This window comes from Pseudarthrobacter raffinosi (genome assembly GCF_023913735.1).
GTDB lineage: Bacteria > Actinomycetota > Actinomycetes > Actinomycetales > Micrococcaceae > Arthrobacter > Arthrobacter raffinosi.
Map to the genome: position 1 here is coordinate 43,887 of NZ_JAMXBH010000004.1, position 11,839 is coordinate 55,725.

Annotated in this window: 11 protein-coding genes; 3 read left to right on the forward strand and 8 right to left on the reverse strand. The window is 66.6% G+C overall.

From position 1 onward, the window contains the following. Positions 1–14 precede the first annotated feature (14 nt). The 4 genes from NG698_RS04690 to NG698_RS04705 form a co-directional block, all read right to left on the reverse strand. Positions 15–953: a carbohydrate ABC transporter permease gene (locus NG698_RS04690; protein WP_252608368.1), complete on the reverse strand. Its 939-nt coding sequence runs from the start codon at positions 951–953 to the stop codon at positions 15–17. A gap of 4 nt (positions 954–957) precedes the next feature. Next, positions 958–1,899 carry a carbohydrate ABC transporter permease gene (locus NG698_RS04695; protein WP_256470811.1) on the reverse strand — a complete coding sequence of 314 codons (942 nt, stop codon included), beginning with the start codon at positions 1,897–1,899 and terminating at the stop codon, positions 958–960. 23 nt (positions 1,900–1,922) lie between these two features. Continuing rightward, positions 1,923–3,197, reverse strand: a complete 1,275-nt coding sequence (locus tag NG698_RS04700; RefSeq protein WP_252598544.1) for a sugar ABC transporter substrate-binding protein — start codon at positions 3,195–3,197, stop codon at positions 1,923–1,925. Positions 3,198–3,432: 235 nt separating this feature from the next. Continuing rightward, positions 3,433–4,626: a LacI family DNA-binding transcriptional regulator gene (locus NG698_RS04705; RefSeq protein ID WP_252608370.1), complete on the reverse strand. Its 1,194-nt coding sequence runs from the start codon at positions 4,624–4,626 to the stop codon at positions 3,433–3,435. 93 nt (positions 4,627–4,719) lie between these two features. Between NG698_RS04705 and menD the strand changes: the two genes are divergently transcribed. Next, positions 4,720–6,414 (forward strand): 2-succinyl-5-enolpyruvyl-6-hydroxy-3-cyclohexene-1-carboxylic-acid synthase, encoded by a 1,695-nt coding sequence (menD, locus tag NG698_RS04710; RefSeq protein ID WP_252608372.1) that lies wholly within the window; start codon positions 4,720–4,722, stop codon positions 6,412–6,414. Between the two features lie 124 nt (positions 6,415–6,538). Here menD and NG698_RS04715 read toward each other — a convergent pair whose 3' ends face one another. From NG698_RS04715 to NG698_RS04730, 4 genes are all read right to left on the reverse strand, one after another. Then, on the reverse strand, positions 6,539–7,342 hold the full coding sequence (locus NG698_RS04715) for an amino acid ABC transporter ATP-binding protein (protein ID WP_252608374.1): 804 nt from the start codon (positions 7,340–7,342) through the stop codon (positions 6,539–6,541). Positions 7,343–7,353: 11 nt separating this feature from the next. Next, positions 7,354–8,145, reverse strand: coding sequence for an amino acid ABC transporter permease (locus tag NG698_RS04720; protein WP_252608376.1), 792 nt, complete (start codon positions 8,143–8,145; stop codon positions 7,354–7,356). A gap of 113 nt (positions 8,146–8,258) precedes the next feature. After that, positions 8,259–9,059 (reverse strand): ABC transporter substrate-binding protein, encoded by an 801-nt coding sequence (locus tag NG698_RS04725; RefSeq protein WP_252608377.1) that lies wholly within the window; start codon positions 9,057–9,059, stop codon positions 8,259–8,261. Between the two features lie 224 nt (positions 9,060–9,283). Continuing rightward, on the reverse strand, positions 9,284–10,627 hold the full coding sequence (locus NG698_RS04730) for an isochorismate synthase (protein ID WP_252598538.1): 1,344 nt from the start codon (positions 10,625–10,627) through the stop codon (positions 9,284–9,286). Positions 10,628–10,651: 24 nt separating this feature from the next. Between NG698_RS04730 and NG698_RS04735 the strand changes: the two genes are divergently transcribed. Further along, entirely contained in the window at positions 10,652–11,047 is a 396-nt protein-coding gene (locus tag NG698_RS04735; protein ID WP_252598537.1) for an MDR/zinc-dependent alcohol dehydrogenase-like family protein, read from the forward strand. Between the two features lie 12 nt (positions 11,048–11,059). Beyond that, a complete protein-coding gene (locus NG698_RS04740) occupies positions 11,060–11,836 on the forward strand; it encodes a demethylmenaquinone methyltransferase (protein WP_246848588.1) in 777 nt (258 codons plus the stop codon). Positions 11,837–11,839: the final 3 nt, after the last annotated feature.

An 11,839-nucleotide genomic window follows, 5' to 3' on the forward strand; every position in this document is an offset into this window, starting at 1 on the left:
GGGCGGGGGAGCGGCTACTTGATGCCGGTGGCCGCGACGCCCTGGATGAAGTACTTCTGGAGGGCAACGAAGAGCAGGATGATGGGCGTGATCACTAGCACCGAGCCGGCCAGGAGCAGGCCGTAGTCCGTGGCGTTCTGGCCCGTGGAGTAGAGGGAAAGGGCCACCGGGAGGGTGTACATTTCCTCGCTCTGCGCAACAACCAGCGGCCACAGGAAGTTGTTCCAGGAACCAAGGAAGGTCAGGATGCCGAGCGTGGCCAGCGGCGGTCCGCACAGGGGCATCACAATCCGCAGGAACGTGCGCAGCTCGCCGGCGCCGTCGATCCGGGCGGCCTCGATGAGCGAATCCGGGATCCCGGCGATGAACTGCCGCATCAGGAAAACACCCATGGGCGCGGCGAGGAACGGCAGGATCAGGGCCGGGTACGTGCTGACCATTCCCAGTTTGCTGACCAGGACGAACAGCGGCACAAACGTCACCACGCCCGGGACCATCAGCATGACCATCACCAGCAGGAACAGGAAACGCTTGCCGGGGAAGTCCATCTTCGCCAGGGCATAGCCCACCATCGAGCAGAACAGCAGGTTGCCGAGCACCGTGAACACGGCCACCACAACGCTGTTCAGGAAGAACGTGCCGATCTGCAGCTCGGTGAACCAGACCACGAAGTTCTCCAGCGTGGGCTGCTCCGGCCACCACGTGATGGGCCGGCGGAGGAGCTCGCCCTGGGTTTTGAACGCGCCGAGCAGCATCCAGGCAAACGGCAGCAGCGTGGCGGTGACAGCGACCAGGAGGGCCGCGTAGATCAGCGCCCGGCGCGCGGACAGCCGGGGGCCAGTACGACGGCGGCGGGCCGGGACGGGCGGCGACGCCGGCACCTGGGTGCCTCCCGCCGTCGTCCGTTCCGCTTGGGCGCGGGGGATGGTTGGTGCAGTTTCCGGGATGGTCATGTCCTCAGTCCTTGGATCGCAGGGCGCGGAATTGGATGAGGCTCAACAGCGCGATGGCCACGAAGAGCACATAGCTGGCGGCCGAGGCGAGCCCGTATTTGCCGAACCCGAACTGGTTGAACGTGAAGTAGCTGACCGAAAGGGTGGAGTCCAGCGGGCCGCCCTTGGTCATCACGAACGGCTCCTCGAAGAACTGGAGGAAGCCCACCGACAGCAGGACGGTGCCCAGGAGCAGGGTGGGGCGGAGCATGGGCAGCGTGATCTTCATGAACCGCTGCCAGGCGCTGGCACCGTCCACTTCGGCGGCCTCCAGGATGTCCGCGGGGACCGTCTGGAGTCCGGCCAGGAAGATGATCATCAGCGTGCCAAGGTTGCGCCAGACGGCGAGCAGGATCAGTGCCGGCATGGACCAGGTGGTGCTGTTGAGCCAGTCCGGGCCCGCGATGCCCACCCAGCTGAGGATGAGGTTCAGCAGGCCGTCCGGCTGAAGGATGAAGCGCCACACCACGGCTACGGCCACAATGCTGGTGACCACGGGAGTGTAGAAGCCCACGCGGAAGGCCGTGCGGAAGCGGGTGATGCCGTTGTTCAGGGCGACCGCGAGGGCCAGGGCCAGGACGGTGGTGAGGGGGATACCGGCCAGCACGAAGTAGGCCGTGTTCAGGATCGAGTGCAGGAACTGTGGATTCCGGAACAGTGCCGCGTACTGGTCAAGCCCTACGAATCCAACAGCCAGCGGGTTGTCGATGTCGCGGCTGGTGAAATCCGTGAAGGACATCAGGAACGACGACACCAGCGGACCCAGCATAAAGATGCCGAAGATCAGGACGAACGGCGCAGCGAACAGCCACGCGGTGATGGCGTTGCGGCGCCGGCGCGAGCCGCCTGCCCTGGCCTTTGCGCGGGCCGGAGGCCTGCCGGCACCCCTTGAGGTGCCGGCAGGCATCGTGTTGGTGGTGGCAGCCACTGTTACTTCCCGGTGCCGATCGAATCTGCGGCCTGCTGCAGCGACTTCAGGGCTTCGGCGGGGTCCTTGCCGGCCTTGACGATCTGTTCGATTTCGCTGTCCGCGGCTGCCGCGACCTGGGTCCAGGTGGGGACGGACGGCGGGTTGTTGGCGGACTTGAGCTGGTCTCCGAAGACGGAGAGCTTGCTGTCCGACGCAAGGGACGGGTCCTTCCAGGCGCTCTGCTGCGAGGGCAGGTCACCGGTGGCCTTGTACCACTTGAGCTGAACCTCGGGCTTGGACAGCCACTGGAGGAGCTTCCAGGACGCATCGCGGTTCTCGGACTTCTTGAAGACCACCATGTTGGAACCGCCCACGAAGGACGTTGAGGTCTTTTCCTTGGGCATCGGGGCAACCTTGTACTTGTCCTCAAAGCCTGGGCCGCCGGCCTTGTTGAGCAGGCCGACGTGCCATGGGCCGCTCATCATCATGGGGGCGGAACCGTCCACGAAGGATGCTTCGGCGGTGGTTCCGGTGGACACGGCCTTGGATGCGAGCCCGTCAGCGAAGAAGCTGGCGTAGTACTTCAGCGCCTCAGCCGCTTCCGGGGTGTCGAGGGTCCACTTGGTGCCGTCGTCGTTCATCAGCTTGGCGCCGTTGGACCACTGGAAAGGGAGGGTGTCCAGGTAGGAGCCGGCGACGCCGGCGGGCAGCTGGACTCCGTATTTTGCCCCGGACTTCTCCTTGAGTGCCGTGGCGAGGGTTTTGAAGTCATCCCAGGTTTCGGGCGCCTTGGTGATGCCCGCCTTTTCCGCGAGGTCGCTGCGGTAGTAGACCACGCGGGTGTCAACGTACCAGGGCACGCCGTAGGTGGTCCCTTCGACTTCGGTTGACTTCACCGAGCCGGGGAAGAAGTCGCTGGTGTCGATCTCCTGGGGTGTGGCGTCGAAGGAGTCGGCGAAGTCACCCATCCAGGTGGTGCCCATCTGGGCGACGTCCGGGGTGGTGCCGCCTGCGATGGCGGTCTGGTACTTGCTGAGGGCGGCGTCCCAGGGGATGGCCGTGACGTTGACCTTGACGCCGGGGTTCTCGGCCTCGAATTCCTTCAGCAGGGCGGGCAGTGCCTCGCCTTCGCTGCCCTGCGCCCACAAGGTGATGGTGCCCGACGGCGGCCCGGAGGCAATGGCTTCGGCCGGAGACGATGCGGCGGGGCCGGCAGAGTCCCTGCCGCAGGCGGTTAGGAGCAGGGCGGCGGCGATGCCGACGGCTGCTGCCTTCTTAGCATTCGGATGGATCATCATTGTTCCTTTCGTGGTTCCGCGGGCCGGCAGGTGGCACGGCGCGGAGGGAGCAGGAGAGGTGGAGCCATCCCGCCAGAAACTATCTAAGCGCTTTGATTCGATTCGTAAGGTCAATCTAAGCGCATTGAATGTGATGTTGGCAACAGCTGGCGTTAAGTTTTTTGAACGACACGGCGCGAAGGGACACTTGAGGCCCGGCGTCGTGCGGTGGCCGTAAGCCTGACCCGTGTGCCTAGACCGGCTGGCAGCCGCAGCTTTCGCGCAGCACCACGCGCACGGGCAGTTTCAGATCCGCCGGGGGCTTCTCCGGGTGGTCCAGCCTGTCCAGGAGCAGCTCCACCATGGTCCGGCCCATCCGTTCCATGGGCTGCCGCACTGTGGTGAGCGAAGGCCGGATGACCCGCCCTGCGGCGATGCCGTCGAAGCCGGTCACGGCCACGTGTTTCGGCACGTTAACGCCGCACGCGGCCAGCATATCCATAACAACCAGCGCATCCTGGTCGGTGGCGCAGACAAAGGCCTGCGGCAGGGAGCCCTGCTGGCAGATGGTCCGGACAGTTTCCGCGACGGCGAACTCGCCGCCGGCGGGATACCGGGGCTCGTGCCGCATCTTCACGCCCGCATCGGCGAGGGCGCTCCGGAATGCCTCGAGCCGTTCGTCGTTGTCGGAGGACGGCATGGCGCCGATGAACATCAGCTCGGTCAGTCCATGCACATTGATCAAGTGCTCGGTGATTGCACGCGCTCCGGAAGCGTTGTCCACGGTCACATGGTCCATACCCCGGTTACGCAGGCTCTCCGAGACCTCCACCACGGGGATGCGGCGGGCTATGCGGGCCAGGGCCTCGACAGGAACCGAGCGCGGGAACACGGCCAGCCCGTCAACCCTGCCGGCGATGTCAGACAGCACCGCTTCGTTGTTCGCGGGATTGCCGCCGCCAACCAGCAGCGCCTGCCCCCGGCGCCAGCACTCCAGTTCGACACCGCGCTGCACCTCATCCACGTATAGGGGGAATAGGCGGAGGTTCCCCTCCTCACTGTCTCCGTCCAAAGGGTCGCCGTCCTCAGGGTCCGCGCCCGCGGCCGGCTCCTGCGGGATCCCGCCTGACAGCCCACCCTGCGCGCCGGCCAGTCCGCCCGGCCCGCCCGGCAGCCCACCCTGCATACCGGGCCCACCCTGCACGCCGGGGCCTCCCGACGGATCCAACAGGTAGTCGTAGGCGAACAGGCCCAGGGCGCCGGTCCTGCCGCGTGCGAGTCCGCGGGCGCTGGCACTGGGCACGTAGCCCAGTTCGTCGGCGGCAGCGAGCACCAGTTCGCGGGTAGACGCCTTGACCTTCTCCGGCTGCCGGAAGGTAAACGAGACGGTTGCAATGGAGACGCCCGCGCGTTCGGCGACGTGGTAAACAGTGGGGCCCTTTGCCATGTGATTCTCCTTCTGGTCCGAGTCTATGCGCTTAGTACCTGCGCGCGGGAGTCCCGGGACAGGCAGGCGTCCTCAGGATGGCAAACTGGTTCGGTGACTTCCCTGAACTCCCTCGCCGCCGCGCGGATCGCCGTCGACGCCCTGATCGACGGTGGTGTCCAGTACGTGGTGGTCTCGCCGGGATCGCGTTCCGCCCCCATGGCCTACGCCCTGGCCGAGGCCGAAGCGGCCGGCCGCGTGGACCTGCTGGTCCGCATCGACGAACGTTCCGCCGGCTTCACGGCCCTTGGCCTGGCCCTGTCCACCGGCTCCCCGGCGGCCGTCCTCACCACCTCAGGCACCGCCGTCGGGAATCTCATGCCCGCCGTGATGGAGGCCAACCACGCCGCCGTTCCGCTGGTGGTGGTGTCAGCGGACCGGCCCGAAGAGCTGCAAGGGACCGGTGCCAACCAGACCACCATCCAGCTGGACCTGTTCGGCGAGCACGTGCGCTTCGCCGCCGACGTCCCGGCCGGCAGCAACCCGCTGCGCGCGGTGGAAACGGCGCTGGCCGCGGCCACCGGAGCGTTTTCCGACCTCGCACCCGGGCCCGTCCAGCTGAACCTGGCGTTCCGCGACCCGCTGGTTCCCGCACCGGGGGAGGGGCTTCCGACGGCGGCCGGGCATCCCCGGTTCCGGATCGGCACCGACCCGCTCACCATGAATCTGCCGCCCGCCGCTGCCTCCCTGGAGGAAAGGCGCACCGTGGTGCTGGCAGGGCACGACGCCGGGCCGGTCGCCGAAGCGTTCGCCCGCGCACACGGCCTGCCGCTGCTGGCCGAGCCCTCCTCCAACGCCAGGTTCGGACCCAACGCCGTGGGCCCGTACCGGCTGCTGCTGGAGCACTTCGGACCGTCCGCGGCGCTGCCCATCGAACGGGTGGTGATGTTCGGCCGGCCAACGTTGTCCCGCCCGGTTGCTGCGTTGCTGGAGCGGGCCGACGTGCCATCCGCGCTGTACCAGCCGGTTCCCGTGGCCTGGTACCAGCCGGGCCGGCGCACGGAACTTCCGCTGGAGAACCTGGCCGACCTCTCCGATTTCGCCGGCCGCGGCCCGTCCGACTGGCTGGATACCTGGCTGCTAGCCGGGGCCGCCGCGCAGCACTCGCTCGACGGCGTCCTGGCCGCCGAGCCCGCCGCTTCCGGACCCTCCGTGGGCGCCCAGGTCTGGCAGCACGCCCGAGGCCAGTTGGTGCTGGGATCCTCCAACGGCATCCGCGACGTTGACCTGGCCGGCCTGCCCGCCGCCGAGCCCTTGGCCACGGTGTACGCCAACCGCGGCCTCGCCGGGATCGACGGCACCATCTCCACCGCCACCGGGATTGCCATCGGCGGCCGCCAGGACACCACGCTGCTGCTGGGTGACGTCACCTTCCTGCACGATGCCGGCGGCCTGCTCCTGGGGTCCGGCGAACCTGGGCCGGACCTGCGGATCGTGGTGCTGAACGACGCCGGCGGGGCCATCTTTGATCTGCTGGAGCACGGGGCGGTCCGTGAATCCGGACACTACACGGACGCCGTCGAGCGTCTCTTCGGCACCCCCCACAGCGTGGACATCGCGGCACTCGCGGCGGCGTACGGCGTCGGGCATTGCTCGGTAAGTACGACGGCGGGACTCGCCGAGGCGCTCGCCGCACCGCTGACGGGGCGCAGCATCATCGAAGTCCGCACGGACCGTGTTGGCCTCCGCGCCCTCCACGCCCGCATCAAGGCCGCCGTTTCCGCCGTCGTTTCCGCCGCCGGAGCGTAGGATCCCGCTCGCGGCTGGCTGACGCGCGGAAGACCCTATGACGCGCAAATGCCCTGCCGCTACCGGTATTTCGGTGGCGACAGGGCATATGCGCGTCGACAGGCAGGCAGCGCGTCGAAAGCGGCTAGTCTTCGATCTCGATGTGCGTCGGGTCCAGGACTCGGCGCAGGAACTCCTTGGTGCGGGCCTGGGTGGGTGCGGAAATGACCTGCTCGGCCACGCCTTCCTCCACCACCACGCCGCCATCCATAAACACCACGCGGTCGGCAACTTCGCGGGCGAAGCCCATCTCGTGGGTCACCACCAGCATGGTCATGCCCTCCTTGGCGAGGTTCCGCATCACCGAGAGGACATCGCCCACGGTCTCGGGGTCCAGCGCGGAAGTGGGCTCGTCAAAGAGCATCAGCTCGGGGTTCATGCTGAGCGCCCGGGCAATCGCAACGCGCTGCTGCTGGCCGCCGGAAAGCTGGTCCGGGAAACGGTCGGACAGGTGCCCCAGGCCCACACGGTCCAGGTTGTGCTGGGCCACCTGATCGGCCTCTTCCTGGGACCGCTTCAGGACCTTCGTCTGCGCGATGGTGCAGTTCCGCTTGGCATCCAGGTGCGGGAACAGGTTGAACTGCTGGAACACCATGCCCACCTTGCGGCGCATCTTATCGATGTCCACGTCGGGGTCGGTAGCTTCGAAGCCGCCCACGTGGATGGCGCCCTCGTTGGGCTGCTCCAGGAGGTTGACGCAGCGCAGGAGGGTGGATTTGCCGGAGCCGGACGGGCCGATCAGGCACACGACTTCGCCGGGGGCAACGTCCAGGCTGATGCCCTTGAGGACCTCGTTGCTGCCGTAGGACTTGCGGAGGTCCTTGATGGACACGCCGGCCGCGTTGATGGTGCCGGTGTTGCCGGCGGAGGAATTTACGACGTCGTTCATGGCTTCCCTGCCTATCGCTTGGTCCGCGCGGAGCGGCTTTCGAACTTCCGGGCCAGGAGGCTCAGCGGGATGGTGATGACCAGGTAGAAGGCGCCGGCTACGAGGAGCGGCGTCAGGCCTGCGCCCAGGCTGGAGATGCCGTCGCGGCCGAACTTGGTGAGCTCGTACTGCGAGGCGGTCAGGCCGAGCACGTAGATCAGCGAGGAATCCTTGGTCAGCAGGATGACCTCGTTGGTCAGCGGCGGCAGGACGATCTTGAATGCCTGCGGGATCACGATGGACACCATGGCCCGCCACTGCGGCATGCCCAGCGAGCGGGCTGCTTCCAACTGGCCCTTGGGCACAGCCTGCAGGCCGGCGCGGAGGGTTTCGGCGATATATGCCGAGGCCACCATACCCAGCGAGATCATGACCACGAGGGTGACGTTCCACTGGACGCCAAACGCGAGAGGGACACCGTAGCCGAACGCGATAAACACCAGCAGCGCCGGGATGCCGCGGAAGAACTCGATGTAGCCGGTGGCGATCCAGCGGTACAGCGGGAAGCTGGACAGCTTCATCAGGGCCAGCAGCAGGCCGCCGGAGAGGCCCACGACGAAGCCGAGGAACGTGTAGACCAGGGTGTTCTTAAGGCCCACCAGGATGATGTTCGGGAACATCGGGCCGATCTTGCCGAAGTTGAAGACACTGGTGCCGACGGTCTTCCAGTCGGTGGCCAGGACCAGCGCGGCCACGGCCACAACGAAGATGCCGATCTGGACATACAGGCTCACTTTGGCCCGTTGACGTGCGGTCATTGCCATGGGGTGCTCACATTCATTTGCGTGGCTGAGGCCCCGGACGGGCTGCAGCGCAGTCCGTGCGGGGCCCCAGCGGCGTGGTTCTCAGGGCTGTGAAGGTCAGTCCGGGGTGCCGGCTACTTGGCGGTCTCGCCGAACCAGGTGGTTTCGAACTTCTTCAGGCTGCCGTCGTCGGTCAGGCGCTTAAGGGTTCCGGTGACCTTCTCGGCCATGGCGGTGTTGCCCTTCTTGATGGAGATGCCCAGCTTCTCGCCCGTAGCGTAGTCATCCACACGTTCGAACTTGGGGTCATCCTTGATGGCGTAGGCCAGGATTGACTGGTTGCCCAGGGCCGCGTCGATGGTGCCGGCCTGGAGAGCCTGGACCAGGAGGCCGCTGTCCTCGAACTGCTGGGCGTCGATGCCGTTCTCCGCCGCGTACTTTGCGCCGGTGGTGGCCTGCTGGACACCCACCTTCTTGCCCTTGGCGCTGTTGATGTCCGTGATCCCGGACGCCGTGGTGGCCACGAGGGTGAGGTCATCGTCCATGTACGGGTTGGAGAAGTCCATGACCGACTTGCGGACATCCGTGATGGAAATCGAGGAGATGGAGACGTCGCAGCCGGTGAGGGCTGTTCCGGTCTCGATGGCCTCGAAGGAGCTGTCCACGATGCTGAGGTCCGCGTTGAGGTCCTTGGCTACTTCATTGGCGATGTCGATGTCGAAGCCAACGATCTTGCCGTCCTTCTGGAATTCGAAGGGCTCGTAGGGGACGTCTGAGCAGACCGTGAGCTTGCCGGCGTTGATGAGCTGGATGCCGCCCTCGGACGCTGCCGGGGTGGTGCTGCCGCCGCAGGCAGTGAGGGTGAGTGCGCCGGCGGCCAGGATTGCTGCTGCCTTGGCAGCGAACTTGGCCTGGGCCAGGGACTTGAGCTGCATGTTCTTTACCTTTTGTTGCAGGGGTAGGCGGTACTAAATCGGTTCATAGTGTAGCGCCGAATGAGAGATGTGCATCACATGAAACTTAGTTTTACTATTGGATAACTAAATCACAGCCTAAATCAAGACCCGGGAGGCCGCCCGTGACTGGAATTCCGGACACGCCGCCCATGTAAGTAGCGCTAACTGTCGTTTTGGACGCTCAAAACGACAGTTAGCGCTACCTAGTTGGAAATCCCCAGTGACTCCAGCATCGGCCGGAACTTCGCCCACGTCTCCGCCAGCTCGGCCTCCGGTTGGGAGCCATCCACTATGCCGCAACCGGCATATAACCGTACGGTATGCGGATCCTCAATCACGGCGCCCCGCAGGGCGATGCCCCATTCGCCATTGCCGGCAGCGTCGAGCCAGCCCACCGGCCCCGCGTACGGGCCACGGTCCAGGTGCTCAAGCTTGCGGATCAGGGCGCCGGCCACCAGCGTGGGCGTGCCACAGACCGCGGCCGTGGGATGCAGCGCATTGATCAGCGCGAGGCACGTGGGCACGTGGCCCTCCACTTCGGCGAGCTCCGCTTTTACGTCCGACGCCAGGTGCCATACGTTCGGCAGCTCCAGGATGAACGGCTCGTCGTGCGCGTTCATGGCCTCGGAAAACGGTGCCAGCTGCGACGTCAGCGACTGGATCGCGATCTCGTGCTCATGCCGCTGCTTCTCCGACCCGGCAAGCACCCGCTCGGCGTAATCCATGGGAATCCCGGACTCGCCGTGCGCATCGCGGCGGTCCAGCGTCCCGGCCAGCACGCGCGCCTGGGCAGTGCGGCCCTCCACCTGGATCAGCATCTCCGGGGTGGCGCCCACGAGCCCGTCCACGCCATACGTCCAGCATTCGCGGTACCGCACGGCGAGCTCGCGCAACACCTGCGCGGCGTTCACGCCCGACGGCACCGTGGCCACAATGTCCCGCGCCAGCACCAGTTTCTCCAGCGCACCGGTCCGGATCTCCGCCACGCCGGCGGCGACGGCGGCCATCCAGTCTTCCTCGCTGAGCGAACCGGTGTGCAGTGTGGCCCCGTCGGCGGAAGGCAAAGGACGCACGACGGCGCCGGCCGGCTCGGCGGGGACATCACCGGCGGTGCTGCCACCGCTCAGCCAGCCGGCCAGGGCGGCGAGGGCGCCCGCCTCGGTGAGTTCGCCGTCGTCGACCGTCAACTGGGTGAGCCAGTACCGGCCGTCGCGGACGCCCACCACGATCTCCGGCACAATCAGCCGCGATACATGGGTGGACTTCTTGGAAAACGCGAACGATCCGAAAGCCACCGGGCCGGTGCCGGGCAGCTCCACCGAGTCGGTGATGTCCGCTTCGAGGACCAGGTGGCGCCACCAGATATCCGCTTCGAGAAAACGCTCCGGGCCGGTGGCGGTGAAGCGGGCGATCTCGCCGAAGCCCACCAGGCCGGCTTCGCGGCGGGTCCAGCAGAGGACGTCGTCCCGGACCAGAAACTGCGGCAGTCCGCCGGCGGACGCGGTGCCATCCAGGGGGACTGTGAGGGTGCGGAACGTGCTCGTCATGATGAGACCACACTACTCCCGCGCGTGTCAGACCCGGGCCGGACGCCCCGTGCGTCGCTCGGGCACGGCAGGGGCGGAGAACAGGTCCGGCCGTGCGGCGCGCATGCTCGCGACGTCGTCCAGGACCTGGGCGGTGTCCTCGCGGCCGTGCGCCGCGGCGGCACCGTGGTCCAGGTGGGCAACCTGCCGGCCGGGCCCGTGACGGCCGAGCTCGCCGCACTCGTTTTCCGGGAGATCGATTACCGCGGGACGTTCCGCTTCGCGGACGAACTGGATGACGCCCTCGCGTACCTGGCGGATGGGCTGGACGTTGAGCCGCTGCTGACGCACACATTCGACGCCGGTGACGTGGCCGAGGCGTTTGCCGTGGCTTCGGACCGCGGGACGGGCTCGTCGAAAGTCCTTCTCAAGTTTGTCTGAGACAATTGCATGGTGAACCGAGCATCCTTGGAAAAGCGTCCGGACGAAGTAGCCACGATGTTTGACGACGTCGCACCTAAGTACGACGTCGTCAACGATGTCCTCTCCATGGGGCAAACCCGCCGCTGGCGCAGGATCGTGGTGGACGCCATGGACATGAAACGGGGCCAGCGGGTGCTGGACCTGGCCGCGGGAACCGGCACCTCCAGCGAGCCATATGCCGATGCAGGCATAGATGTCATCGCCTGCGATTTCTCCCTCGGCATGCTCAAGGTTGGCAAGCGCCGCCGCCCGGACATCAACTTTGTTGCCGGCGACGCCACCAATCTGCCGTTCGCGGACAACAGCTTCGACGCCAGCACCATTTCGTTCGGGCTGCGCAATGTCAACGAGCCCAAGAAGGCGCTGGCCGAGATGCTCCGCGTCACCAAGCCCGGCGGCAAGCTGGTCATCGCCGAGTTCTCCCAGCCCGTGGTGCCGCTGTGGCGCACCATGTATACGGAATACCTCATGCGCGCCCTGCCGGCCATCGCCGTAAAGGTGGCCTCCAACCCGGACGCCTATGTCTACCTCGCCGAGTCCATCCGCGCCTGGCCGGATCAGGACCACCTGGCCGCCTGGCTGCAGGAATCCGGCTGGGAAAAGGTCACGTACCGCAACCTGACCGGCGGGATCGTGGCCGTGCACCGTGCCACCAAGCCGCTGGAATCAACGCCGGAGGGCGCAGCGGAGGCCATCGCCGCACACAAGGGCCCCGTGGCCAAACTCCGACGAAACATCCAGCGCTGACCT